Raw genomic sequence first — 24,099 nt, 5'->3', positions numbered from 1 at the left:
GGTGCCTTTGTTCGTCAGCGACACAGGGGGACGGGCGGTTTCCGTGAACCGATGTGTAACGTGGGGGGAACGGGTTGGTTGGGGGCCTGACTCGGCCTGGCATCCCGGCACGCGACGCGTGGCGCGGCGCCATGCCTGCAGCGTGGACCCCAGCATGGGAACCTCTGCATCACCGCCGCGTTCGGCTTCAGGGGATACATGTTCACGCGGCTGCAGCCGGGAACCCTTCACCGCTGGTGTCGCCGAAGACGCAGCGTGACGAACTGTCCTACTTTTCGTGCGCGCCGCCCGCTCCCGTGCGACGGGTCGGAATCGACGAGGCCAGCACGGCAGCCGCCACCAGCGCGATCAGTCCGGTGGCGGCGATGCCCAGGGCCAGCGACAGGCTCGCCGCCAGCAAGGACAGCAGGGCGGGGCCGGATGAAGATCCGATGTCCGACATCAGCCGCCACACGCCCAGGAAGTGGGCCCGCCCGTGGCGTGGCGAGTGGTCGGCGCCGAGCGTCATGATCATCCCCGAGCCGATGCCGTTGCCGAAGCCGATCGCCAGTGCGGCCATCAACAGCGTCGCGAACCCGGTGGTCAGCGGCATCAGCAGCATCGCCACCCCCATGATCAGCATCGACGGCACCGCCACCCAGCGCCGGCCCTTGTAATCCATGACCTTGCCTGCGGGGTAGAACACCAGCATGTCGATGCCGCCGGCCAGCCCGTAGATGAGCGAGGCCACCGCGGGCGCCAGCGCCAGGTGCTCGGCCCACAACGGAATGACGGCCTGGCGCGATGCCCGCACCGCGCTGACCAGAACCACCCCGACGCCGATGGTGAGGAACACGCGGCGGTGGTCCCGCAGCGTCGACACCAAGGTGGGCGTTGCCGGCGCGTCCTGCCCGGCAGGGTGCGGCGGCACCGGCAGGTCGGGAATGCGCGCGCCAACGACCGCCGCGCCCAGCACCCCGATGATCCCGATCACATAGGCCGCCTGCAGGCCGAAGGCATGCACCGCCGCGGCCGCGAGGAAGGGGCCGATGAACATGCCGATGCGCATCACCCCGCCCAGCGTCGACAGCGCCCGTGCGCGGTACGTGATCGGCACCGCTTCTGTCATGTAGCTCTGGCGCGCCAGGTTGTAGACCGCCTGCGACATGCCCACCATGAGGCAGCCCGTCGCGAACAGGCCCAGGTGCGAGGTCAATACGCACAAGGACATGCCCAGACCGCTCCAGATGCCCGCAACCACGATGGCCCAGCGCTCGCCCCAGCGCATGGTGATGAGCGATGCCGGGATGTTGTTGAGCAGCGAGCCGATGCTGATCAGCGCGACCATCAGCGCGGCCATCGACACCGAGGCGCCGAGGTCGCGCGCCGTCAGCGGGACGATGGGAAGGATGGCGCCTTCTCCGATGCCGAACAGCAGGGACGGACCGAAGGCCGGGATGGCGATCTTGCGGAGGGAGAAGCCGGTCGGCGCGGAAGACGTGGGCGGAGGAGGGGAAGCCATGCGGAAGGAGTTTCGGCCCGGGCGGGCGGCTCGGGCATGAACAGGATTCTTGATGAAAACCCTGTTGCGTGTTTGGGCGCGGCCAACGCCAACTCTCACCCGTTGAGGGGTTGCCGCGAAGGCATTCGACCGTCAACCTCACGTCGCGGTTTTTACGCTGGAGGCTTCAGATGACCAAGGTATTCATTTCCTATCGGCGGCAGGACAGCGGGACGGCGGCGAGACAGATCGCCGCCGACTTCGGCGTCCGGTATGGCGAAGGCGACGTCTTCATGGACACCGACTCCATACGCGTCGGAAGCGATTGGACCCAAGAGATCGAGAAGGCATTGCGCGCGGCCAGCGTCGTGCTGGCGATCATCGGTCCCAAGTGGATACACACGCACGACGAATACGGCCGGCGCAGGATCGACAACGATGCCGACTGGGTCAGGAACGAGATCGTCCATGGGCTCGCCAACAACAAGCAGGTGATTCCGCTGCTGGTCCAAGGTGCGCCGCAGCTTGAGGAAGACGCGCTTCCGGACGCGCTCAAGCCACTGTGCAAGATTCAGAACTATGAGATCTCCCAGAAGTACTGGCCCAGGGACGTCAAGTTCTTTTTCGAAGAATTGGAGCGGGCGAAGGTATTGCCAAGAAGCTTGGGTTCGCAAATGGCACATCCGCCGAAGCGCGACATCTCGGTTCCGCTCAGCGACGAGGAATCAAGCAACAGCATCGATCCGGGTTCGGGGTGGACGATCAGGAAGTCCATGCGTCCTGTTGAAACCGGAACCCAGCTGATGAACGAACTGACCAAGGCCTATGTGTTCCAGACTTTCGAGGATTGCATTCACTTCATGAACACCGCGGCACGGCACATCTCGTTCATCGACCATCATCCGCGCTGGGAGAACGTCTGGGTCAACCTGATCGTCAGCCTGACGTCATTGGATATCGGTGGGGAACTGACCTACAAGGACATTCGCTTGGCAAAGTACCTCGACGAACTCTTCATTGCCTACAAGAAGAAGTCCGAGGCCTGATTCAGGGCTGCTCGGACGGATCGAAGTCCAGCTCCACCTTGGCCCCGTTCGGGTCATGGCAGAACAATTGCCACGTCCCCGCGCCGGCCTGCTGCCGCAGGTCGTACTTGACGCCGCTCGCATCGAACCGCGCCTTCACCTCGCGCAGGCCTTGCGCGGTGAAGGCCATGTGATCGATGACGCCGGTGCGCTGCGCCGGCACCGGGCGGCCGAAGTACATGTGCAGCACCGCCTGCGGGCCGGTGCCGTAGAGCCAGGCGCCGGGAAAGCCGAGGTCCGGCCGATGGCCGACCTTGAGGCCGAGCAGGCCGGTGTAGAAGTCCAGCGTCTTCTGCTCGTCTTCCGCGGTGATGGTGAAGTGGTTCATGCCGACGATCATGTGCAGTCTCCGGTGGGCGAATTCAGGGGACGAGTATGAGCGCGCCGATGGTGGCGCGTGATTCGAGCCGCGCATGCGCTTGCGCGGCGGCGTCGAGCGAGAAGCGTTCGATGGGTGGGGGCTTGATCGCGCCATCGGCCAGTGCGCTCCACACCTGCTGCGCACGCTCGGCCAGTTGCGCGTGCGTCGACACATAGTCGAACACCACCGGCCGCGAGAAGCTCAGCGACTTGGCCACCAGCGCATCGGGCGGCAGTGGCGTCAAGGGGCCGCTGGCCTGGCCGAGGCTGATCCAGTGCCCGCGGCGGGCGAGGGCGACGAGGTTCTCGTCGCGCGCGGCATCGCCCAGTCCGTCGATGACCACGTCGGCGCCGCCGCACAGGCGCTGAACCGCGTCGGCGAAGCGGTAATCGCGCGTGACGATGACATGCTCGCAGCCATGATCGCGTGCGACTCGGGCCTTCGCATCGGTGGACACGGTGCCGATCACGACGGCGCCCAGCCTGCGCGCCCACTGGCACACCAGCAGCCCGACGCCACCGGCCGCCGCATGGACCAGCAGCCGCGTGCCGCGCTGCACGCGGCCCAGGTCATGCAGCAGGTAGTCGGCCGTGATGCCCTTGAGCAGCAGCGCGGCGGCCATGTCGTCTTCCACGGCGGCGGGAAGCCGCACCACCCATTCGGCGGGCACGCTGCGCACGCTGCAATAGGCGCCCGGCTGCGGGCCGATGTAGGCCACGCGGTCACCGGGCAGGAAGCCCGAGACGTTCGGGCCGACATCGATCACGCCACCCGCCGCTTCCATACCCAGCACGCCTGGCGCGGTGGACGACACCGGCAGCATCTGCGGCACCCAGCCGCGACGCAGGTACACGTCGATGAAGTTGATGCCGATCGCGCGCTGCCGGATGCGGACTTCACCGGCGCGGGGCGAATCGGCATCGGCGTTTTCCGGACGCAACTCCTCCGGTCCGCCGTAGCGCTGCAGCACCACGCGGCGCGTCGGCACCGGCAGGGCGGTGGGCATCGCACCGCCACGGTCCGTTCGCAAATCGTTGCGCTGAAGGAGATGCTGCCGCAGGTTGTCGAAGCCGGTCTCGTACACACCCTTGGCCACCGTCTCGCTCAGCTCACGCTCCATGCCCGGCGGCGTCGCGAAGGTCGACTCCCAATGCCAAAAGGTTTTCTTGCCGTCGGTCACCGGCTTCAGCGTCACCGTCGCCACATAGCGTTGCAACGGCAGCGTGGCCTCGACGATGCAGTAGGTGCTCTTGTGCTGTGTGTCGTCCAGTGTCAACAGTTGCTCGCGGATGCGGTTGCCGTCCTTCAGCGTGAAGCTGCGTACGCAGCCGACCTGGTCGCTGCGCTCGTTGCCCTCGATGCGGCTTTCCGCGATGGCGCTGTGCCATTGGTCGTGGCTGTTGAAGTCGCGCAGCACGGCCCAGACGCGTTCGATCGGTGCGTCGATGACCGTGGAGCGGACGACTTTCTGCAGCATTCGAGGGGTCTACTTCTTCTTGAACTTGAGCTTGCTGCCGTCGAAGGTGCTGACCATCGCCGCCATCAGGCCGTTGTGCGTGATATAGGCGTCGGAGCCGGTGTAGGGCTCTTCAAGGAAGTCGGCTTCGGCTTTCCAGTTCATGGCGATCGTGTCACCCACCTGGACGGCGCCGACCTTGGTGAAACGGATGCCCTTCAACCCGTCCGGCGGCGCCTTGACGAAGCCGGCGAACAACTCGCCGACGGCCGCGCGGCCCTTGACGACCTGGCCGTTGGGCAGGTGGATCTGCGCATCGTTGGGGTACTGTGCCATCAGGCGGTTCCAGTCGGACTTGTTGAGCGCGTCGAGGTGCTCGGCGATCACTTTCTCAACCGTGGGCTGCTTTTTCAACGGCGGCAGCTTCATGGGTTCGGACCATGCGCTGGCGGCGCAGAGGCCAAGCGCGCAGACCACTGCCAATTCCTTGAGTCGCTTCATTGAGGATGACCTTCCAGGCGCGGTCTCTGGTGGGGAAAGCTTCAGCGCGCAGACCGCTTCAACGCGTCGAAGCCTGCTTGAAAGACGCCATTGCCGATCGAGTCGGTCAGCTCGCGCTCGCGGCCCGCATCGCATTCGAATTCGGCGCTCCATTCGGCAAAGCAGCGCGCGCCGTCGGTCACCGGTGTGAGCTTGAGCGTGGCGACGTAGTTGGTGACGCCCATCGGGCTTTCGAGGATCTCGTAGGTGCAGCTGTATTCGTAGTCCGACAGGGCCAGCAGCCGCTCGCGGATCATGCCGCCGTCCTTCAGGTGGAAGTGGCGGATGCAGCCGATGCGGTCGGCCGGCTGGCTGTTCTCGATGCGGCTGTCGGCGATGAGCGGATGCCACTTCGGCAGGCCGTTGAAGTCGCGGATGCGCGACCAGACGTTGTCTGCGCTGGCATCGATGACGCTGGACGTGTAGACATTGACCACGACGCGCTATTCCTTTTTTGCCGCCGGCAGCGCGGCCTGCGAGCCGCTGGCGTCGCCGACCAGGCGCTGGATGTCGCCGCCCTCGATGCCGATCTCGCGCAGCAACTGGTCGACCAGCGGCGCCTGCGCGCGGAAGCGCAAGGCCGAGTTGACCATGCCATCGGCGAATCCTCCCCCCTCGCCATTGACGGAACCGCCGCCTTGCGAGCCGCCGAGGCCGTCGACGTGCATGATCTTGATGCTCTCGATGCGCTCCATCGGCCGCACCGATTCGCGGATGATCGCCTCGGCCTTCTCGACCAGCTTCATGCGCAGCGCGGACATGCGCGCCTCGGGCGTGAGCATGTTGTGGGCCTCGTTCATCATGCGGGCGGCATCGGCCTCGATCTCGGCGCGCACGCGCATGGCCATGGAGCGGATCTTCTCGGCGTCCGCGTCGGCCTCGGCCTGAGCGCGCACTGCGGCGCCGCGGGCGGTGCTGGCGTCGCTCTCGGCTTGTGCGGAGGAGGTGAGGCGCAGCGCGTCGCGCTCGGCGATCTGTGCGGCGGCGATCAGGTCGATGGCCTTCTTGCGCTCGGCCATCTCGACTTCGCGGGCGGTGAAGACCTTTTCTTCCGCAGACACCGCGAGGGCGCGTGCGGTCTCTGCCTCGGCCACCGCCTCGCTCTGCGCCTTGCTCTCGCGCGCCACCGAGATCGCGCGCTGCTGCTCGGCCAGTTCAAGCGAGGTACGGCGCTCGATCTCCGCGCTCTGGATCGCGCGTTCCTTGCCGATGCGGCCCTCTTCAATCGTCTGCTCGGAGCGGATGCGCGCCGTGTCGATGCTCTGCTTGGCGACGATCTGCGCGTTCTCGGCTTCCTGCTCGCGCTGGGCGCGTTCGGTCGACACCTCGGCGCGTTGTCGTGCGCGGGCCATCTCCAGCTCGCGTTGTTGCGCCAGGCGCGCATGCTCGCTCTCGCGGTCGATGTCGAGCGATAGCTTCTCGGCTTCCAGGTTCTTGTTGCGGATGGCGATCAGCGTGTCCTGCTCGACGTCGTTGCGTTGCTTCTTGCGGTGCTCGATCTGCTCGGTGAGGCGTGTGAGACCTTCCGCGTCGAAGGCATTGCTGGGGTTGAAGAACTCCATGCCGGTCTGGTCGAGTTGCGTGAGCGATGCAGCTTCCAGTTCCAGGCCGTTCTTGGTCAGGTCTTCGGCCACGGCATCGCGCACGCGCTTGACGTAGGCGCCGCGCTTCTCGTGCAGTTCCTCCATCGTCATCTCCGCCGCTGCGGTGCGCAACGCGTCGACGAACTTGCCTTCGACCAGCTCCTTCAATTGCTCCGGCTCCATGGTGCGCAGGCCCAGCGTCTGCGCGGCGGCGGCGACGGCTTCCTCGCTGGTGGCGACCCGCACATAGAACTCGGCGATCACATCGACGCGCATGCGGTCGCGCGTGATGAGCGCCTTGTCGCGGCCACGGCTCACTTCGAGGCGCAGCGTGTTCATGTTGACCGGGATCACGTCGTGCACGATGGGCAGCACGAAGGCGCCGCCGCCGAGCACCACCTTCTGCCCGCCAAGCCCGGTGCGCACGAAGGCGCGTTCCTTGGAGCTGCGCAGGTAGAGCCAGTGCAGCAGCCACACGCCGATCGCGACGACGATCGCGACAACGATCAGCCCGAGGATGAAACTTCCGAATTGAGCGCCTGACATAGGTGTCGTCTCCAATGATTTCCGTTATCGCGTGATCTCGACGAAGCGTTTGGTGGTCTCGGTCAGGGCCACCTCGGTGGGCAGCCGTTCCATCGAGCTGGCGCCATAGAAGCCGGCGCAGGTGGGGCAGTTGGCGAGGATGTATTGCGCATCGTCGGGCGTCGCGATCGGGCCGCCGTGGCAGATGACGATGACCTCGGGGTTCACCGCGTGCGCTGCTGCCGCCCAGGCGTTGATGAGCGGCACGCAGTCGGGCAGCTTGAGAGCAGTGTCTGCACCGATCACGCCGCCGGTGGTGAGGCCCATGTGACAGACCACGATGTCGGCGCCGGCGGCGGCCATCGCACTGGCTTCCGATGCACTGAAGACATAGGGTGTGGTCAGCAGGTCGAGCGCGCGGGCACGGGCGATGAGTTCGACTTCGAGCGAATAGCTCATGCCCGTCTCTTCGAGGTTGGCGCGCATGATGCCGTCGATCAGCCCGACGGTCGGGAAGTTCTGGATGCCCGAGAAACCGAGCGAGATGATCCGTTGCAGGAACTCCTCCGGGATCATGAACGGGTCGGTGCCGTTCACGCCGGCCAGCACCGGCGTGTGCTTGACCACAGGCAGCACCTCGTGCGCCATCTCGCAGACGATCTCGTTGGCATTGCCATAGGCCATCAGTCCCGCGAGCGAGCCGCGCCCGGCCATGCGGTAGCGGCCCGAGTTGTAGATGACGATGAGGTCGATGCCGCCGGCTTCCTCGCACTTGGCCGACAGCCCGGTGCCGGCGCCGCCGCCGATGATCGGTTTGCCGGCTGCGATCTTGGCGCGGAAGCGTTCGAGCAGTGTGGTGCGTGCGATGCGGGGCATGGTGCTGGGTTCTCCTCGCTCTTCTTGTTCAGGCTTGCCGGGTGCCGGCGGACGGCCGTGCGATGTCGTTCCATGCGGCGACGAGCGCGTTCGCAAAGGCCTCGTCGTTGATGTGCTGCGGAAGCCGTTGCAGCTTGCGGTCGTGGCCGCTGCGGAAGCCGCTTTCGATCGCGGCGAACAGGGCGCGGTCGGCCTCGGGGTCATGGAAGGGCTGGCCCGGCTTGTCGATGGCCGAGATGCCGCCTTCGGGAATGAGGAAGCGCACCGGGCCGCGCATCGCGTTGAGCTTGGCTGCGATGAACTCACCGATCAGGCGGCATTCGTCGGGCGTGGTGCGCATCAGCGTGACGTTGGGGTTGTGCCGATAGAGCTTGCGGCCTTTGAAGCGCTCGGGCACCGAATCCCAGGCGCCGAAATTCACCATGTCGAGTGCGCCGCAGGAGCCGACGTAGGGCAGGGCGTGGCGCGCGAACACGTCGAGCCGCGTCGGACCGGCGGAGAGCGTGCCACCGGCGATCTCGTCCGCAATCTCGGTGGTGGAGACGTCGATAGCCCCGACGATGAGTTCCGAGTCGGCCAGCTTCTCCATCGACTGGCCGCCAACGCCGGTGGCGTGGAACACGAGGCAGTCGTAGGTGTCCTCGAGCCGCTTGGTCACAGCCTGCACGCAAGGCGTGGTCACGCCGAACATGGTCAGGCCGATGGCCGACTTGCTGACGTTCGACGTGACGGGCGGGTGCGCGATCATCCCGGCCAGCGCGTTGGCGGCGTTGGCCAGCACCAGTTCGCTGATGCGGTGGATGCCCTGCACGTCGGTCACCGAATACATCATGCAGATGTCGCTGGGACCGACGTAGGGGCGTGTGTCGCCGCTGGCCATGGTGGACACCATCATCTTCGGCACGCCGATGGGGAGGGCGCGCATGCCTTGCGTGGCCATCGAGGTGCCGCCGGAGCCACCCGCGGAGATGATGCCGCCCATGTCGCGGCGCGTGAGCAGGTAGTGCTCGAAGGCGAGTGCCATCGCGGTCATCGCCGTGCCGCGGTCGTCGCTGAACACGGCCGATTCGCCCTGCGGATGATGGCGTGCCACCTCGCGCGGGTGCACGCTGGCGGGGGAGGGCTTTCCTGAGGTCGAGAGGTCGACGGTGACGACGCGCATGCCCAGCTTTTCGAGGCACTGGCGCAGGAAGGCGAGTTCGCGGCCCTTGGTGTCGAAGGTGCCTGCGACATAGGCGGAGCGGGCGCTGCTGGCGGCGACGGGGAATTCGAAGACGCGGGGTGCGGCGCTGGTGGGCGGGGCCGCGGAGGGCGTTGACGCGCCGGAGGGCGATGAGGTGGGCGTTGACGCGGTGGACATCTGTGAGGGTGTCGTGGCCATCGAGGTCGTAGCCTGCCGTGGAATGTCGGCAACGGGCGCGGCGGTTCCGCCTGCATTCCAGCGCGTAAAGCCCCGCACTGTGCCCGGCGCAATGTCATCGAGAGAGGGTGCGCCATTGCCATGCGCTCGGCGCACCGTGAAGACCTGGGTGGTCGGCGCGTCTTCGATGCCGCGCGGCGCTGCCACCGCATCGTCCTCATCTTCCGCACCACCTGAGCGCACGCCCAGCAAGCGCTCCTGCAATTCGCGGTCTGCTGCGAGTTGCGAGGTCGGCATCACCTGCGCGATGCGTCCGTTGACCATCAACCCGATGCGGTCCGCCACCGAGATCGCAACGCCGAGGTTCTGCTCGATCAGCAGCACGGCGATCCTGCCTTCGGCGGCCAGGTCACGCAGCGCCTGTGCGACCTGTTCGACGATGACGGGTGCCAAGCCTTCGGTGGGCTCGTCCATCACCAGGAGCTTGGGGTTCAGCAGCAGTGCACGGCCGATGGCCAGCATCTGTTGCTCGCCACCCGACAGTTGCGCGCCGCCGTTGCCGCGGCGTTCCGCCAGGCGCGGGAACATCGCATACACGCGGTCCACATCGCGACGCTTGCTGGCCACCAGCCTCAAGGTCTCGTCCACCGAGAGCGACGGCCACACGCGCCGCCCCTGCGGCACGTAGGCGATGCCACGCTTGGTGATCTCGTTGGGCGTCATGCCCAGTATCTCTTCACCCGCCAGCCGCACGCTGCCCCGCGCCGGCACCAGCCCGGTGATCGCATTGCACAGCGTGGTCTTGCCCATGCCATTGCGCCCGACGATGCCGAGCACGCCGCGCTCCAGCGTCAGGCTCACGCCCTGCAATGCATGGGCGCGACCATAGAACACGTCGAGCCCGTCGACGACCAGCACCGGCCCATTGCCGATGGGGCTGTCCTTGTCCCGATCGCTGCTGCCGAACCAGGCCATCAGTGCTTGCTCCCCATGTAGATCGCCTGCACCTGCGCGTCGTTCTCGATCTCGTCGGGCGTGCCGGTGCGCAACTCGCGACCGTTATGCATCACCGTGACGCGGTCGACCACGCGCAGCGCGATGTCGAGGTCATGCTCGATCAGCACGAAGCTCATGTGCGCCGGCAATGAGCCGAGCAGCGCGATCAGCTCACGTCGCTCGTGTGGTGACAGCCCGGCAGCCGGCTCGTCGAACAGGATGAGCCGCGGCGCACCGGCCAGCGCCATGCCGATCTCCAGTTGCCGCTGCTGCCCGTGTGCCAGGTTGGCCACGCGCTCGTCGGCGATGTGCGTGAGTCGGGCGCGCTCCAGCAGGTCGTTGGTGGCGCGCGTCGAGGCATTGTTCGCGCGTGCCCGCAAAAAGCTGAAGCGCCCGCTGGCCACCCCGCGCACCGCGAGGAAAAGGTTGTCCCGCACCGTGAGGTCGCGGAACAGCAGCGAAGACTGGTACGTGCGCCGCATGCCCTTGCGGATGCGGTCATGCGGCGGCAGGTCGGTGATGTCTTCGCCGAAGAAATGGATACGACCGGGCGTCGGCGGAAAGTCGCCGGTGATCGCATTGAAGAGCGTGGTCTTGCCCGCGCCGTTGGAGCCGAGGATCGCGTACTTCTGGCCCGCCGTGACGGTGAGTGAGATATTGTCGACCGCCTTCAGCGCACCGAAGGCGCGCGTCACCCCGTCCAACCGCAGCGCGTCGCCCGAGAGCAACTGCGCGCCGCTGCCCGCCGCGGCGTGCGGGCCCATGGCAGCGCGGTGTGTCGCGCGAGGGCGGAGCGGGGTGATCGATGCCATTACGTCCTGCAATCCGGCACGTCGCGCGTGCCCAGGCCCATCTTCTTGAACTCCGCTTCCGGCAGCCCCAGCGTCTGCGTGATGTTGGGCACCGACTTCACGACCTTGTTGTAGAAGGAGCCGTCCGGCGCCTTCGTCACTTCGGTGATGTAGGTGGTGCCCACGCCGTTGCGATTGCCGTCGATCTTCACTTCGCCGGCCGGGCCCTTGAAGTTGGTCTTCTGCAGCGCTTCGCGGTACGCCTTCTGGCCGTTCGACAGGTCACCCTTCACCGCATCGAGCGCATCCAGCGTCGCCTTGGTATTGATGTAGTAGAGGTAGGCGAACAGCGACGGGCTCGGGAAGCCATCCTTGAAGGTGGCCTTGTAGTCGGCCACGAACTTCTTCCATTCCGGCGTGTCGATCGAGTCGGCCATCGGGCCGGCCGATGCCGTGCCCAGCAGCGACTCGCGCCGCTTGCCCTTGAAGTTGAGCACCGTCTGGTCCACCGTGATGGAGCCGCCAACCATCGGCTTGTCGCCACCCGCCTGCTCGTACTGCGTGAGGAAGTTCACCGCGTCCGAGCCGCCCAGCACCACCACCAGCGCATCGACATCCTTCGGGATCTTGGCGATCACCGAGGCGTAGTCCTTCGTGCCCAGCGGCACCCACGCCTTGTCGACCACCTTGCCGCCCTTGGCGCAATAGCTGGCCATGAAGCCCTGCACCTGCGAATACGGGAAGCCGTAGTCCTCGGCGATCAGGTAGGTCTTCTTGTAGCCCTTGGCCAGCACATGCTCGCCCAGGCCGACCATCCATTGCGCGCCTTCGGTGTTGAAGCGGTAGAAGTTCGGCGCGGGGTCGCCCCAGGTCGCGGCCTGCGCGCCCGATGAGCCGTTGATGAAGGTCACGTTCGGCTGCGTCTTCGCATAGTTCTTCACTGCGATGCCTTCGTCGCCCGACAGCGGCCCGATCATGATTGGCACCTTGTCCTGCTCCACGGCCTTGCGCGTGGAGTTCACGGCCTTGTCGGGCGTGGCGTCGGAGGAGACCTTGATGAACTCGATCTTCTTCCCGCCGGCCATGCCGTTCTTTTCCTTCAGCGCCAGGTCCGCGCCGCGCATGCCGTCCTGGCCCGGCGCCGCGAACGGCCCTTCCAGCGATGCCAGCAGGCCGATCTTCAGGACCTCCTGCGCCTGGGCCAGGCCGCCCATGCTGATCAACGCCGCGGCAGCCACGATGCTGCGCGCGAACAAACGATTGCCTCTGCTCATGTCTCGCTCCTTCTTGTCATCGATGAATGCGGCCACTGCCGCGGTTGGGGGAAAGCATGTCGACGCGGTTGCGCAGGTGCTGCCACAGGCCCAGCAATCCGTCGGGGGAGAAGAGGACGATGGCGAGGAACACGCCGCCGATCACGAGGTTGAAGCGTTCGCGGTCGACCAGGTCGATGGCGAAGTTCTGCAGCAGCACGAACACGATCGCACCGATGAAGGCACCGATGGGGTGCTTCATGCCGCCGAGCACGGCGATGATGAGGATGTTGATCATCGCGCCGGTGCCAACGGTGCCGGGCGAGATGCGGTTGTTGTACCAGACCATCAGGATGCCGCCGATGGCTGCGAGGAAGCCCGCGACCGCATAGGCGGCGACGCGGTGCGCGGTCACGTTGTAGCCCAGCGCCTGCATGCGGCGCGGGTTGTCGCGGATGCCTTGCAAGGCGATGCCGAAGGGTGCGCGGATCAGGTGCTTGACGAAGAAGTAGCCCGCCAGCGAGCAGGCCAGCACGACGAAGTAGAAGGGCATCGGGTCGCGGAAGTCCACGCCGAAGAGCACCGGCGGCGAGATCTTGCTGAAGCCCTGGAAGCCGTTGAAGACGGTGTAGTTCTGCTGCGCCAGGTAGAAGAAGGCCACGCCCACGGCCAGCGTGATCATGATGGTGTAGATGCCCTCGGTGCGCACCGAGAGCCAGCCGATGCCAGCTGCGACCAGTGTGGCCAGCGACATCGCCACGATGAGCGCGAGCCACCACGGCCAGCCGAGGCTGATCGCGACGTTGCTGCTGGTGCCAAAGATCGCCAGCATGTAAGCCGCGAAGCCCGCGACCGTCATCTGCGCCAGCGACACCATGCCGCCGTAGCCGCCGAGGAAGGTCAGTGACAGCGCGATGAGGCCGAGCGCCAGCGATTGCGCGCCGATCTGGAAGGTGAAGAAGGGCGAGGCGAAGAAGGGATAGGCGAGGACGACGGCCAGCACGATGGCATGGCGCCACTTGATGGCCTGGACCGAGGCGCGCCAGCGGGACCAAGATTCTGCTGGTGCTTGCGCGGAGGACCCTGTGGGCTGGGTGCTGACGGGATGTACGACAGGTGTGCCTCGGGCGGCCGGCGACAGATCGGCCGCTGTGGCCGACGAGTTCATTGCGCGTCGCCACTTGGCTGCGCTCATGTCTGAGCTCCAGGGAATGCGGGATCGGACTTGGCCGTACGCAGAGGACGCGAAGGTTCCGCGAAGAATGCGAAAGAAGTCCAGAAAACTCTTCTTTGAATTTCCTTCTGAATTTTTCGCGTCCTTTGCGTACCTTCGCGCCCTTCGCGTACGGTCAAGTCCGCATTTCGACAGCGCTCGATCGACCCCGGCCTCGAAGCAATCAGGTATGGGCTCATGTGTTTTTCCCCATCAGCCCACGCGGCTTGAAGGCCAGCGCCACCACCATGATCACGAAGGTGAAGACGACGCTGTAAGTCGGCGCATAGGCCAGCCCGAATTGTTCCGCCAGGCCGATCAGCAGCGCCCCGATCGCCGCTCCCACCACGCTGCCCATGCCGCCGACGATCACGACGACGAGCGAGGCCAGCAGGTAGCGCGTGTCCTCGCCCGGCGAGATCGACAGAGCCGTTCCACCAACCACGCCTGCAAGACCTGCCATGCCCGCGCCAATCGCGAAGGTCAGGGCGAACACGCGCTGCACGTTCACGCCCGAGGCGGCGAGCATGCCGCGGTCATCCACGCCGGCGCGGATCATCATGCCGATCCGCGTGCGCGTCAGCATCAGCCACAGCCCGACGCCGATCACCACCGAGGCGACGAACACGAAGATGCGGTACGTCGGGAACTTGTTGACCAGCGGCAGCGTGGTCGAGCCGTAGATCCACGAAGGCGGGTCGAAGGTGTAGATCTCGGCGCCCCAGATCCAAAGCGCGATGTCGGCCATCACGATGGAGAGACCAATGGTCACCAGCGTCTGCCGCAGGTCCTGCCCCTGCATGTGGCGGAAGATCAGCAACTGCATCAGCAAGCCGAGCACCGCCGCGGAAAGAAAGCCAGCGACGACCGCCAGTACCCACGAGCCCGTGCGCTCACCCACGAACCAGCCGATGTAGGCACCGACCAGATAGAGCGAGCCGTGCGCCAGGTTGACATTGCGCATCAGGCCGAACACCAGTGTGAAGCCGCTGGCGACCAGGAAGTAGAGCGACGCGAGCGTGAGGCCGTTGAGGAAAGTCTTGAAGAACAGCGTGTGGTTGTCCCACAGCGCCCAGACGACGAACACGGCGATCGGCACGCCGAAGAGCAACCACAAGAACCAGGATTTACGACTCAATTGACACTCCCACGACTGGCCACTGTGTGTGCTGCGCCGTGCTCCTCCAGGAGGGGGCGATCGCCTTCCGGCGACTGTGCGGCGATCACGCAGCCCGCTCCCACTGCCGCTGCGAGGCGATCTCCGGCGCCTTCGCGAATTCGCCGTCCTTCATCACTGCGAGGATGCGCCTCGGATCGCGCAGGATCGACAGGTTGGCAAGCGGGTCGCCGTCGACCAGCAGCAGGTCGGCCAGGTAGCCGTCCTTGATAACGCCGAGTTCATCGGGCTTCATCATGATCTGGCCGCCATAGAGCGTGGTGGATCGGATCGCTTCCATCGGCGTGAAGCCGAGGTACTTGACGAAGAACTCCAGGTCGCGCGCGTTCTGGCAGTGCGGCGTGAAGGCGAAGCCGTAGTCGCCGCCCGGCAGCACGCGGATACCGCGCTTGTGCATCTTGGAAAGCGAGACGCAGGCCGCTTCCCATTCGGTCTGGTAGCCCATGTCGACCGCCATCGCATGCGTGATGCCCCAGGGCCCGGCCTCGTACAGCATCGCGTAGAGGATCGCGATGCCGGGCGCGACGAAGACATGGTCCTTCGCGGCTTCCAGCATGTCGAGCGCCTCGTCGTCGACAAAGCTGGCGTGGTAGATCAGGTCGATGCCGTGGCGCAGCGCCTGCTTGACGCTCTCCGACGAGCGTGCATGCGCCACGCCCCGCTTGCCCCGGATCTTGACCTCGCGCATGGCGGCGGCGACTTCCTCGTCGAGCATCCAGGTCGTCTCGGCTGGCGACTGCGGCGTGAAGTTGTCGCCAGAGAGATTGAGCTTGATGGAGTCGACGCCGTACTTGAGGAACAGGCGCACCGCCTTGCGCATCTCGTCCGCGCCGCTGATGTTCACGCCGAAGCTGAATTCGGGGAAAGGCAGGTGCGGCAGGGTTTCGTCGCCCAGCGCGCCGAGCACGGTGATCTCCTGGCTGGCCGCGAGGTAGCGCGGGCCCGGGATCTGGCCGGCATTGATCGCGTTGCGGATCACCACGTCCAGCCGTGGCTTGGCGCAGGCCGCACCCACGCACGACGTGAATCCCGCTTGCAGGTAGCGCTTGGCGACCTTGGCGCACCACAGCACATGCTCTTCCAGCGGCATGGTCTGGATGGCCGCGAGCGTGGCCGCGTCGTTCCAAGAGAAGTGTGTGTGGGCCTCGCACATGCCGGGCATCAGCGTGGCGCCGGCACCGTCGATGATCTGCGCGCCGCCGGGCGAGATCGGCGCCGTGCTGCGGCCGACCTGGCGGATGCGGTTGCCGCGCACGAGCACGCTGCCGGAGTACGGGTTCTGGCCCGTGCCGTCGAGGATGCGGACGTTGGTGAAGACGACATCAGCCATGTGCTTCTCCTTGCGAAACTACGCTGCCCACTGCGCCATCTGGTTCGCCCGCCTCACCGGCGGCGCCCGATGAAACTCGCCGTCCTTCATCACCGCCAGGATCCGCGCCTTGTCCTGCAACACCGTGATGTCCATCAACGGATCGCCGTCGACCAGCAGGATGTCCGCCAGATACCCCTCGCGGATGTACCCGAGCACCTTGCCCATCCGCATCATCGGCCCGCCCCATGCGGTCGCCGACAGCAACGCCTCCATGGTGCTCATGCCCACGTACTTGACGAAATACTCCAGGTCTTTCGCGTTGGTGCCGTGCGGCGTCCATGCAAAGCCGTAGTCGCCACCCGGCAGGATGCGAATCCCGCGCTTGCGCATCGCGCGCATGCTCTCGACGGCTGCCTCCAGTTCACGGTGATAGCCCATCTTGCGCGTGACCTCAGGCGTCAGGCCCCATTGGCTCGCGTGATAGGAGGTGTTGATGAGCCAAGCCAGCCCCGGCGCGATGAAGTGCTCGGTCTTGTGCGCCTCGAGCATGTCCAGCGCCTCGGTGTCGGTGAAGCTCGCGTGGTAGATCACCTCGATGCCTTGCTTGACGCATTGCTTGATCGACCAGGTCGAGCGCGCATGGGCTGCCACGCGCTTGCCCCAGTTCTTCGCCTCCTCGACGCAGACGCGCACTTCCTCTTCAGTGAACTGGCTCGATTCGCTCGGCATCCCGGTGATCGATTCGCCAGAGAGATTGATCTTCAGCGAATCCACGCCGTACTTGCAGAACATGCGCACGCAACGCCGCATTTCCTCCGCGCCGCTGACGATCGCGCCGAAGGCGAATTCCGGTTGCGGCAGGTGCGGTTGCGTCGTGTCGCCGAGGCCGCCGGGCACCGTGATTTCCTGGCTGGCTGCGAGGTAGCGCGGGCCGATGATGGTGCCGTCGTTGATCGCGTTGCGTATCACCACATCCAGTCTCGGCTTGGCCGTGGCCGCCCCGACGCAACTGGTCCATCCCATGTCCAGATAGCGCTTGGCCACCTCCGCGCACCAGAGGATGTGCTCCTCCGGCGGCATGCGCTGGATCGCGTCCAGGCTGGGCTGGTCGTTCCACGAGAAGTGCGTGTGCGCCTCGACCATCCCAGGCATCAGGAAGGCACCCGCGCCGTCGATGACCTGCGCGCCGCTGACCGGCATTGAGCGGCCACCGTAGGCCGTCTTCACGACGCGCGAGATGCGGTTGCCTTGCACCAGCACGTCGCCCATGAACGGCGCTTCACCGCCGCCATCGAAGATCTTCACGTTGGTGAACATCACATCGGCCATGTTCAGCTCCTTGAGTTCGCCGCCAGGAAGTCGCGCAATTCACGACCGCATTCCTCCGGGCGTTCGATAGGCGTCCAGTGCCCGCAGCGCGGCAGCACCACCACGCGCTTGCTGGCGGCGCGGTGCAGCTTGTCGGCCATGGCGCGCACGGCCTGCGGCGGGGCCACGCCGTCCTCGTCGCCGGTCACGAGCAGCACCGGCGCCTCGATGTTCTCCACGGCAGCGGGCTGTGCTGCCGCCAGTGCTTCGCAACTGCGCGCGTAGTTCTCGCCCTCCTGCCGCATGAGGCTTTCGCGCACATAGGCGACGGCAACCGGCAGCCGCTCGCGCGTGTCGGCGGAGATGGAGGCCTGCAGCAATGCGTGCGCAATCTCCTGCATCCCGCTCGCACCTTCCCGCGCCTTGGCCGCGCGCGCCCGGATGGCAGTGCGCGCGGCATCGGGCGGCGTGATCAGCGGCCCGAACATCGTGAGGCTCGCGACCCGCTTCGGATGCGCCGCCGCGATGTGCTGCAGCACGATGTTGCCCATCGAATGCCCGACCCAATGCGCGCGGGTCACGTCGAGCCGTTCGCAGACCTTGAGTGCCGCATCGACGTAGCGCTGGATGCTCAAGTCGCCCTCGGCCCGCTGCGAGCGCCCGCTGCCCGGCAGGTCCAGCCGGATCACGCGATGCCGTGCCATCGCCGGCATCAGCGGCGTGAAGGTGTTGGAGCTGCCGCCCAGCCCATGCACGCAGACGATGGCCGGGCCTTCGCCGTCCTCTTCCACCGCAATGCGGTCGATCAGTTGAAAGCGCATGGGCCTACTCGAACCTGTTCTCGATCACACCGACGCCATCGATCTCGATGCGCACCACGTCACCGACCCTGAGCCATTGCGGCGGGTTCTGTCCCATGCCGACGCCCGAGGGTGTGCCGGTGGCGATCACGTCGCCGGGGTGCAGCGTGATGCCGCGCGAGCAGGTCTCGATGAGCGTGGGGATGTCGAAGATCATGTCGCGCGTCTGCCCGTCCTGCCGCAGCGCGCCGTTGACCCATCCGCGCACACGCGTCGTGCGGCCATCCAGTTCGTCGGCCGTCACGATCCACGGCCCCATCGGGCAGAAGGTGTCGAAGCTCTTGCCCAAGTCCCATTGCTGGTGGCGCATCTGCACGTCGCGCGCGGTCACGTCGTTGACCACGGTGTAGCCGAAGATGTGGTCCATCGCGCGAGAGGCCGGTATGTCGCGGCCGCCGCGGCCGATGACCACCGCCAGTTCCGATTCGTAGTCGATCTGCGCCGAGATGGAAGGCGAGGGCAGCCGCACCGCATCGCGCGGGCCGATCACGCACTCGCCGAGCTTGCTGAACACAATGGGCCATGGATCGCTCTCGGGCATCGCCGCGCGGAACACCGTCCCGGCCAGTTCGGCCGCATGCGCGTGGTAGTTGCGGCCGACGCAGAACAGGCTGCGCAAGGGGCGCGGCAGCGGCGACCTCAGCGTGATGAGTTCAACCGGAAGCCGCGTGCCTGACGGTGAAGGAAGCGACTCGCCCTCGGCCAGCGCCTGGATCAGCGGCAGCACCCCGCGCGAAGCGTCGCGGACGCCCAGCGGCGTGGCCTCCCGCCCGTCCGGCGAGATCGTGCCCACGCAGTCGCGACCACCCCAATTCCAGCTGGCCAAACGCATTGACTTTGTCTCCATGGCGCCTCGTGTGCGGCCGGTGCAAGCAGCTGCCTCGAAGTCTCGGAAGTCATTCGGAAAGTCTTGTTTGAGACTTGCGTCTCAAACTGGGATGGCTGCATCATACGGTTCGACTTCTGAAAATCACAAGAGACCCAGGGGCCTCCAACGCTCCGGACAAACCCGATGGCGAGACTGAAACACAAGCTGAGCGAGCCCCCCGTACCGCCCGACCGCGGCGTGCGCGCGGCCACCTTCAAGCTGCTGCTCGACACGGCGATGACCATCATCAAGGAGAGCGGCCACATCCCCTCGGTGGCCGAATGCGCGGCGCGTTCGAAGGTGTCGCGGGCCACGGCGTACCGCTACTTCCCGAGCCGCAGCGCGCTGGTCACTGCGGTGATCGACAGCTCGCTTGGGCCGGTCCGAAAGCTGGCCTCCGACAACCCGAATGGCCGCGAGCGGGTGCATGAACTGTTCCTGCAGACCTTTCCCCGCTTCAAGGAATTCGAGGCGCAGTTGCGCGCCGCGGCGCAGCTCTCGCTGGAGCAGTGGGGCCTGGAACGCGCCGGCCTGCTGGAGGAAGAACCGTACCGGCGCGGCCACCGCGTGCGCATCCTCGAGCACGCGATCGAGCCGCTGGCGCCCTTGATGCGGCCAGCCGTGCGCGACCGCCTGCACCATGCGCTGTCGGTCGTCTACGGCATCGAGCCCTATGTGATCCTCAAGGACATCTGGGGCCTGCGCGACCGCGAGGTCGAGAAGACCGCGCTGTGGATGGCCGATGCGCTGATCGACGCCGCGCTGCGCGACGCCGAGGCCAAGCCCCTCAAGACGAAATCCCGGACGAGCTGAACATGTCTCTTGAATCTCCCGCCTGGTACGACGCGCAATACAACAACCGCGCACGCATCCCGGAACACCCCGCCATCCTCCAGCACTGGGCCGACGCGTCGACGTGTGCGTTGCAGCGGCCCGAATGGCTGCTCGACCTGGCCTATGGCGAACAACCCGGCGAGCAACTCGACATCCTGCCCGCGCCGCGCCCTTATGCACCGCTGTTCGTCTACATCCATGGCGGCTACTGGCGCGCGCTCGACAAGCGCGACCATGCCTTCATCGCGCCGCCGCTGTCTGATGCCGGCGCCGAGGTGGTGATGCTGAACTATGCACTGTGCCCGGCCGTGAGCATCGAGCACATCGTGCTGCAGCTCGTTCGTGCGCTGGCCTGGGTCTGGCGCAATGCGAAGGAACTCTGCTGTGACCGCAACCGCATCGTCGTGGCCGGCCACTCGGCGGGCGGGCATCTGGCGACGATGTTGCTCGCCTGCGACTGGAAGGCCGTGGCGCCGGACCTGCCGGCCGATCTGGTGAAGTCGGCGCTGTCGATCTCCGGCCTCTACGAGCTGGAGCCGCTTCGGCATGCGCCCTTCCTTGCGCCCGACCTTGGCCTGACGGAAGCATCTGCCCTGCGCCTGAGCCCCGCCGCGATGCCTGCGCCTGCGCGCGGATCGCTGGTGACGGTGGTGGGCGGCGACGAGAGCGAGGAATTCCATCGGCAGGCCGCGCTGATCTCGCAAGCCTGGGGTCCGGGCATCGTCACCGCGGCGGAAGTCGAAGCCGCCCGCAATCACATGAACGTCCTCAACGAGTTGGCGAACCCGCAGTCGGTAACCTACCGGCGCGCGCTGGCGTTGCTCGGTCTTGGCCATGGCCACGGCATTCCATGAGTTCGGCGACAGGCGTGCCGCCGGCCGCGCGCTCGCGCAGGCGCTGACTGCGTATGCCGACCAGGCGGACGTGCGCGTGCTGGCGCTGCCGCGCGGGGGCGTTCCCGTGGCGTTCGAGGTGGCCGAGGCGCTGCGTGCGCCGCTGGATGTGTTCGTCGTGCGCAAGCTCGGCGTGCCGGGCCATGAGGAGTACGCCATGGGCGCCATCGCCCAAGGGCGCGTGCAGGTACTCGATGACGAAGTAGTGAATCGACTGGCCATCTCCGGGGCCGCCATTGACCGCGTGGTGCAGGCCGAGCGCGCGGAACTGGAGCGCCGCGAGCTGCGCTACCGCAAGGGCCGGCCCTCGCTCGATGTGAGTGGGTGCAGGGTGTTGTTGATTGATGACGGCCTCGCGACTGGCTCGACGATGCGCGCCGCCGTACGGGCGCTGCGATTGCTGGGACCGGCCAGCGTGGTGGTGTGCAGCCCGGTCGCTTCGGTCCAGGCGGCAGCGCAATTGCGCCACGAGGCTGATGAAGTCGTGTGCCTCGGCACACCGACGCACTTCCATGCCGTCGGCGCCTGGTATGTGGACTTCTCCCAGACCACCGACGAGGAAGTGATGGAACTGCTGGCCTGGCCCGACAGGCCGGCCTGAGCCTTGAAGCACTGGTCAGCGAGCGATCCGCATAGCCCTGGGTTGCCGCGCAGGCTCCGAATTGGTGCGGCGCCGTCGCTCGTACCGCCCCCGTGCTGGTGCGAACCTTGCTGTCTCCTCGCCCAGTGCGCATCCTCCTCGCTTCCGACCTTCACTACACATTGCCCCAACTCGATTGGGTGGTCCGGTCGGCGCCGTCCTATGACCTGGTGGTGCTCGCTGGTGATCACCTGGACGTGAGCTCGCCGGTGTCACTGGATGCGCAGTCGATCGTGCTGCTGCGCTACTTTTCGCTGATGAAGCCGGGCACCTCGCTGGTGCTCGCCTCGGGCAACCACGACCTGACGGGTTCGGACCGGTATGGAGAGAGGGCGGCGCTGTGGTTGCACGAGAGCCGCCGTACCGGCGTCTTCACGGACGGCGACTCACTGGAGATCTGCGACACCCTGGTCACGATCTGCCCCTGGTGGGATGGCCCGGAGGGACGGGCCGCGCTCGAACTCCGACTTGCAGCGGATGCACAGCGCCGCCCCGCGAGCTGGGTCTGGGTCTATCACTGGCCGCCGATCGGCTCGCCCACCTGCTGGACCGGCAAGCGCGAGTACGGCGATGCGGACCTTGCCGCCTGGATCGAGAGGTTCCGCCCCGACCTGGTGCTGACCGGCCATGTGCACGAGCCGCCGTTCAAGCCGGCCGGCGCATGGGCAGACCGCATGGGCGGCACCTGGGTGTTCAACGCTGGCAGGCAGATCGGGCCGGTGCCCGCGCATATCGTGATCGACCTCGCGGAGGGCACCGCATCATGGCGCTCGATGATGGGAGAGGAGTCGCTGGCGCTGTGCGCGACAAAGGCGCCGGCGCGCACGGTGTTCTGAGGCCGGCCGCAGGAGAAAGTTCGAACCTGCTTCAGTAATCCGGGTTTGGCTCCCGCGCCGATCCGGCACGGGCCGCCGGACCCTGGCGATGCGCCAGGTGATTCAGCACCTCCGACACCATCGCGAGGCCGGGTGAATCGCCATACTGGTTCTTCAGGTCGGCCAGGTAGGCCGTGACGAAAGCCAGCCGTTCTGCAAGGCCCACGGCGATCAACCGTAGGATTGCAGGGTTGCTCGTCAGCAGTGCGCGGCCATCGGCGGCATAGCGCAGGACGCTCGGCGTGCTCGCCACGACGGTAGCGCTGAACGGCGAGTCCAGCAGCAGCGAGATCTCGCCAAATGCTGCGCCCGGATGGCTGACCGAACTGATCGCGGTGCCGGCCTTGCTGATCTGCAGCGTCCCTGAAACGAGGATCCAGAGGCCGTCGCCCGATTCGCCTTCTCGCACCAGGGTGTCGCCCGGCGCCAGCGTGATCTCGGGGAGGCCCTCGGTGCGTTGCAGTAGTTCATGCATGCGTCCATGTTAGGCGAACTGTCCTTTTTCTGCGGGCTGGCCTGGCGAAGCCGGACAGTCGCGAGCGCAGCAATCCCGGCTCGCCGATTGGCGATGCGGGGCAGAGCGGCTATCGTCGTCAAACAGGCCTCGATGGCGATGCGAGGACGCACGCAGGTGAAGCGCGCTTGCTTCGATGTCGATGCGCAAACCCCTCAGCCCTTTGCAAGGTAACCCCCCATGATTCGCGACTTCACCTACACCAGCCTGCCGCAACGCGTCGTGTTCGGCGCGGGTTCGTTGCAGCATCTCGGCCGGGAGATCGATGCGCTGCACGCGAGGCGCGCACTGGTGTTGTGCACGCCCGGCCAGCGCGACAAGGCCGAGCGAGTGGCTGCGATGCTGGGCGCGCAGTCGGCCGGCATCTTCGACGGCGCCGTGATGCATGTACCGATCGAGACGGCGCGTGAAGCGCGCAAGCTGGCCCGCGAGCAGGGCGCCGATTGCGCGATCGCCATCGGCGGTGGTTCCACCGTCGGGCTCGGCAAGGCGATTGCGCTGGACTCGGGCTTGCCGATCCTGGCGATCCCGACGACCTATGCGGGCAGCGAAATGACGCCCTTCTACGGGCTGACCGAGGCCGGCCTGAAGACCACTGGCAAGGATGCGCGCGTGCTGCCGCGCACCGTGATCTACGACCCCGACTTGTCGCGCGGTCTCCCCGTCGCGCTCAGCGTCACCAGTGGCATCAACGCCATCGCGCATGCCGCGGAAGGCCTCTATGCGCAAGACGCCAATCCGGTGATGGACCTGATGGCGGAGCAGGGCATCGCGGCGATGACCCGCGCGATCCCGGCGATCCGCCGTGATGCGCAAGACATGCAGGCCCGCACCGATGCGCTCTATGGCACCTGGCTCTGCGGCTCGGTGCTGGGCTGCGTCGGCATCGCCTTGCACCACAAGCTGTGCCACACCCTCGGCGGCAGCTTCAACCTGCCGCACTCGGAAGTGCACACCGTCGTGTTGCCGCATGCCATTGCCTTCAATGCCGGTGTCGCTCCGAAGGCGATGGAGGTGATCGCGCGTGCGCTTGGCACGCCTTCGGCAGCGGCGGGCCTGTATGCGCTGGCCAAGGACAACGGCGCGGCCGTCGCGCTGCGGGACATCGGCATGCGCGAGCAGGACCTCGACCGCGCGGCAGACCTCGCCGTGAGCAATCCCTATTGGAATCCACGCCCCATCGGCCCGGCGCAGCGCGACCTGATCCGCGACCTGCTGCAACGTGCCTGGGCAGGCGCGCCGCCGGTCGAGGGATGACCAGGGCCTGTCCAGGGCCAACGCGAAGGCACGATCCCCCGG

General features: G+C 66.5%; 22 protein-coding genes and 2 pseudogenes. 6 read left to right on the top strand and 18 right to left on the bottom strand.

Annotated elements, in window-relative coordinates; all coding sequences use genetic code 11:
- Positions 1 to 268 precede the first annotated feature (268 nt).
- Positions 269 to 1,501 (bottom strand): MFS transporter, encoded by a 1,233-nt coding sequence (locus WKW82_RS15185; protein ID WP_340343130.1) that lies wholly within the window; start codon positions 1,499 to 1,501, stop codon positions 269 to 271.
- Positions 1,502 to 1,671: 170 nt separating this feature from the next.
- Here WKW82_RS15185 and WKW82_RS15180 point away from each other — a divergent pair, with 170 nt between their 5' ends.
- Positions 1,672 to 2,526, top strand: coding sequence for a 4a-hydroxytetrahydrobiopterin dehydratase (locus WKW82_RS15180; RefSeq protein ID WP_340343129.1), 855 nt, complete (start codon positions 1,672 to 1,674; stop codon positions 2,524 to 2,526).
- Between the two features lies 1 nt (position 2,527).
- On the opposite strand, the gene WKW82_RS15175 is transcribed toward WKW82_RS15180, so the two are convergent.
- From WKW82_RS15175 to WKW82_RS15100, 16 genes and pseudogenes are all read right to left on the bottom strand, one after another.
- Positions 2,528 to 2,905 (bottom strand): VOC family protein, encoded by a 378-nt coding sequence (locus tag WKW82_RS15175; RefSeq protein WP_340343128.1) that lies wholly within the window; start codon positions 2,903 to 2,905, stop codon positions 2,528 to 2,530.
- A gap of 22 nt (positions 2,906 to 2,927) precedes the next feature.
- Entirely contained in the window at positions 2,928 to 4,403 is a 1,476-nt protein-coding gene (locus tag WKW82_RS15170) for an SRPBCC family protein (RefSeq protein WP_340343127.1), read from the bottom strand.
- A gap of 9 nt (positions 4,404 to 4,412) precedes the next feature.
- A complete protein-coding gene (locus WKW82_RS15165; RefSeq protein ID WP_340343126.1) occupies positions 4,413 to 4,883 on the bottom strand; it encodes a nuclear transport factor 2 family protein in 471 nt (156 codons plus the stop codon).
- Between the two features lie 41 nt (positions 4,884 to 4,924).
- Positions 4,925 to 5,359 carry an SRPBCC family protein gene (locus WKW82_RS15160; protein ID WP_340343125.1) on the bottom strand — a complete coding sequence of 145 codons (435 nt, stop codon included), beginning with the start codon at positions 5,357 to 5,359 and terminating at the stop codon, positions 4,925 to 4,927.
- Positions 5,360 to 5,365: 6 nt separating this feature from the next.
- The gene (locus WKW82_RS15155) at positions 5,366 to 7,051 is read right to left on the bottom strand and encodes a flotillin family protein (protein WP_340343124.1); all 1,686 of its coding nucleotides are present in this window, start codon (positions 7,049 to 7,051) and stop codon (positions 5,366 to 5,368) included.
- Between the two features lie 24 nt (positions 7,052 to 7,075).
- Positions 7,076 to 7,906, bottom strand: coding sequence for a phosphoenolpyruvate hydrolase family protein (locus tag WKW82_RS15150; RefSeq protein ID WP_340343123.1), 831 nt, complete (start codon positions 7,904 to 7,906; stop codon positions 7,076 to 7,078).
- A gap of 28 nt (positions 7,907 to 7,934) precedes the next feature.
- Positions 7,935 to 9,140, bottom strand: a pseudogene (locus WKW82_RS15145) (Tm-1-like ATP-binding domain-containing protein); the annotation flags it as partial.
- Positions 9,141 to 9,737: 597 nt separating this feature from the next.
- Positions 9,738 to 10,241: pseudogene (locus WKW82_RS15140) on the bottom strand (ABC transporter ATP-binding protein); the annotation flags it as partial.
- Complete coding sequence (locus WKW82_RS15135; RefSeq protein WP_340343122.1) at positions 10,241 to 11,026, bottom strand: ABC transporter ATP-binding protein; 786 nt, start codon at positions 11,024 to 11,026, stop codon at positions 10,241 to 10,243. The gene WKW82_RS15135 and the pseudogene WKW82_RS15140, both read right to left, overlap by 1 nt.
- 47 nt (positions 11,027 to 11,073) lie before the next feature.
- Entirely contained in the window at positions 11,074 to 12,327 is a 1,254-nt protein-coding gene (locus WKW82_RS15130) for an ABC transporter substrate-binding protein (RefSeq protein WP_340343121.1), read from the bottom strand.
- Between the two features lie 16 nt (positions 12,328 to 12,343).
- Entirely contained in the window at positions 12,344 to 13,501 is a 1,158-nt protein-coding gene (locus tag WKW82_RS15125; RefSeq protein ID WP_340343120.1) for a branched-chain amino acid ABC transporter permease, read from the bottom strand.
- A gap of 214 nt (positions 13,502 to 13,715) precedes the next feature.
- Positions 13,716 to 14,657, bottom strand: coding sequence for a branched-chain amino acid ABC transporter permease (locus tag WKW82_RS15120; protein WP_340343119.1), 942 nt, complete (start codon positions 14,655 to 14,657; stop codon positions 13,716 to 13,718).
- An 85-nt stretch (positions 14,658 to 14,742) separates the two neighbouring features.
- Complete coding sequence (locus WKW82_RS15115) at positions 14,743 to 16,026, bottom strand: metal-dependent hydrolase family protein (RefSeq protein WP_340343118.1); 1,284 nt, start codon at positions 16,024 to 16,026, stop codon at positions 14,743 to 14,745.
- An 18-nt stretch (positions 16,027 to 16,044) separates the two neighbouring features.
- Positions 16,045 to 17,337 (bottom strand): metal-dependent hydrolase family protein, encoded by a 1,293-nt coding sequence (locus WKW82_RS15110; RefSeq protein ID WP_340343117.1) that lies wholly within the window; start codon positions 17,335 to 17,337, stop codon positions 16,045 to 16,047.
- A gap of 2 nt (positions 17,338 to 17,339) precedes the next feature.
- On the bottom strand, positions 17,340 to 18,137 hold the full coding sequence (locus WKW82_RS15105) for an alpha/beta fold hydrolase (RefSeq protein ID WP_340343116.1): 798 nt from the start codon (positions 18,135 to 18,137) through the stop codon (positions 17,340 to 17,342).
- 4 nt (positions 18,138 to 18,141) lie between these two features.
- The gene (locus WKW82_RS15100) at positions 18,142 to 19,008 is read right to left on the bottom strand and encodes a fumarylacetoacetate hydrolase family protein (protein WP_340343115.1); all 867 of its coding nucleotides are present in this window, start codon (positions 19,006 to 19,008) and stop codon (positions 18,142 to 18,144) included.
- A 180-nt stretch (positions 19,009 to 19,188) separates the two neighbouring features.
- Between WKW82_RS15100 and WKW82_RS15095 the strand changes: the two genes are divergently transcribed.
- The 4 genes from WKW82_RS15095 to WKW82_RS15080 all read left to right on the top strand — a co-directional run bounded on the left by WKW82_RS15095 (position 19,189) and on the right by WKW82_RS15080 (position 22,247).
- Positions 19,189 to 19,857 (top strand): TetR/AcrR family transcriptional regulator, encoded by a 669-nt coding sequence (locus WKW82_RS15095; protein WP_340343114.1) that lies wholly within the window; start codon positions 19,189 to 19,191, stop codon positions 19,855 to 19,857.
- A 2-nt stretch (positions 19,858 to 19,859) separates the two neighbouring features.
- Positions 19,860 to 20,732, top strand: coding sequence for an alpha/beta hydrolase (locus WKW82_RS15090; protein WP_340343113.1), 873 nt, complete (start codon positions 19,860 to 19,862; stop codon positions 20,730 to 20,732).
- Positions 20,713 to 21,372 carry a phosphoribosyltransferase gene (locus tag WKW82_RS15085; protein ID WP_340343112.1) on the top strand — a complete coding sequence of 220 codons (660 nt, stop codon included), beginning with the start codon at positions 20,713 to 20,715 and terminating at the stop codon, positions 21,370 to 21,372. Before WKW82_RS15090 ends, WKW82_RS15085 begins: the two co-directional genes overlap by 20 nt.
- A 125-nt stretch (positions 21,373 to 21,497) precedes the next feature.
- Positions 21,498 to 22,247 (top strand): metallophosphoesterase family protein, encoded by a 750-nt coding sequence (locus WKW82_RS15080; RefSeq protein WP_340343111.1) that lies wholly within the window; start codon positions 21,498 to 21,500, stop codon positions 22,245 to 22,247.
- Between the two features lie 31 nt (positions 22,248 to 22,278).
- Here the strand turns inward: WKW82_RS15080 and WKW82_RS15075 are convergent, their stop codons facing one another.
- Complete coding sequence (locus tag WKW82_RS15075; protein WP_340343110.1) at positions 22,279 to 22,761, bottom strand: cyclic nucleotide-binding domain-containing protein; 483 nt, start codon at positions 22,759 to 22,761, stop codon at positions 22,279 to 22,281.
- A 219-nt stretch (positions 22,762 to 22,980) separates the two neighbouring features.
- On the opposite strand from WKW82_RS15075, the gene WKW82_RS15070 reads away from it, so the two are divergent.
- Complete coding sequence (locus WKW82_RS15070) at positions 22,981 to 24,057, top strand: maleylacetate reductase (RefSeq protein WP_340343109.1); 1,077 nt, start codon at positions 22,981 to 22,983, stop codon at positions 24,055 to 24,057.
- The last annotated feature ends 42 nt before the right edge of the window (positions 24,058 to 24,099 follow it).

It is taken from the genome of Variovorax rhizosphaerae (assembly GCF_037889975.1).
Classification (GTDB): Bacteria; Pseudomonadota; Gammaproteobacteria; order Burkholderiales; family Burkholderiaceae_C; genus Variovorax; species Variovorax rhizosphaerae.
The sequence above is the reverse complement of the archived record's forward strand: the minus strand, read 5'-3'. Positions and strand labels throughout refer to the sequence as shown.

What these genes read in the sequence shown, in the direction of transcription:
- WKW82_RS15185 (WP_340343130.1), bottom strand. Translation starts at nt 1,501, where the DNA reads ATGGCTTCCCCTCCTCCGCCCACGTCTTCCGCGCCGACCGGCTTCTCC.
- WKW82_RS15180 (WP_340343129.1), top strand. Translation starts at nt 1,672, where the DNA reads ATGACCAAGGTATTCATTTCCTATCGGCGGCAGGACAGCGGGACGGCG.
- WKW82_RS15175 (WP_340343128.1), bottom strand. Translation starts at nt 2,905, where the DNA reads ATGATCGTCGGCATGAACCACTTCACCATCACCGCGGAAGACGAGCAG.
- WKW82_RS15170 (WP_340343127.1), bottom strand. Translation starts at nt 4,403, where the DNA reads ATGCTGCAGAAAGTCGTCCGCTCCACGGTCATCGACGCACCGATCGAA.
- WKW82_RS15165 (WP_340343126.1), bottom strand. Translation starts at nt 4,883, where the DNA reads ATGAAGCGACTCAAGGAATTGGCAGTGGTCTGCGCGCTTGGCCTCTGC.
- WKW82_RS15155 (WP_340343124.1), bottom strand. Translation starts at nt 7,051, where the DNA reads ATGTCAGGCGCTCAATTCGGAAGTTTCATCCTCGGGCTGATCGTTGTC.
- WKW82_RS15150 (WP_340343123.1), bottom strand. Translation starts at nt 7,906, where the DNA reads ATGCCCCGCATCGCACGCACCACACTGCTCGAACGCTTCCGCGCCAAG.
- WKW82_RS15135 (WP_340343122.1), bottom strand. Translation starts at nt 11,026, where the DNA reads ATGGGCCCGCACGCCGCGGCGGGCAGCGGCGCGCAGTTGCTCTCGGGC.
- WKW82_RS15130 (WP_340343121.1), bottom strand. Translation starts at nt 12,327, where the DNA reads ATGAGCAGAGGCAATCGTTTGTTCGCGCGCAGCATCGTGGCTGCCGCG.
- WKW82_RS15125 (WP_340343120.1), bottom strand. Translation starts at nt 13,501, where the DNA reads ATGAGCGCAGCCAAGTGGCGACGCGCAATGAACTCGTCGGCCACAGCG.
- WKW82_RS15115 (WP_340343118.1), bottom strand. Translation starts at nt 16,026, where the DNA reads ATGGCTGATGTCGTCTTCACCAACGTCCGCATCCTCGACGGCACGGGC.
- WKW82_RS15110 (WP_340343117.1), bottom strand. Translation starts at nt 17,337, where the DNA reads ATGGCCGATGTGATGTTCACCAACGTGAAGATCTTCGATGGCGGCGGT.
- WKW82_RS15105 (WP_340343116.1), bottom strand. Translation starts at nt 18,137, where the DNA reads ATGCGCTTTCAACTGATCGACCGCATTGCGGTGGAAGAGGACGGCGAA.
- WKW82_RS15100 (WP_340343115.1), bottom strand. Translation starts at nt 19,008, where the DNA reads ATGCGTTTGGCCAGCTGGAATTGGGGTGGTCGCGACTGCGTGGGCACG.
- WKW82_RS15095 (WP_340343114.1), top strand. Translation starts at nt 19,189, where the DNA reads ATGGCGAGACTGAAACACAAGCTGAGCGAGCCCCCCGTACCGCCCGAC.
- WKW82_RS15090 (WP_340343113.1), top strand. Translation starts at nt 19,860, where the DNA reads ATGTCTCTTGAATCTCCCGCCTGGTACGACGCGCAATACAACAACCGC.
- WKW82_RS15085 (WP_340343112.1), top strand. Translation starts at nt 20,713, where the DNA reads ATGGCCACGGCATTCCATGAGTTCGGCGACAGGCGTGCCGCCGGCCGC.
- WKW82_RS15075 (WP_340343110.1), bottom strand. Translation starts at nt 22,761, where the DNA reads ATGCATGAACTACTGCAACGCACCGAGGGCCTCCCCGAGATCACGCTG.
- WKW82_RS15070 (WP_340343109.1), top strand. Translation starts at nt 22,981, where the DNA reads ATGATTCGCGACTTCACCTACACCAGCCTGCCGCAACGCGTCGTGTTC.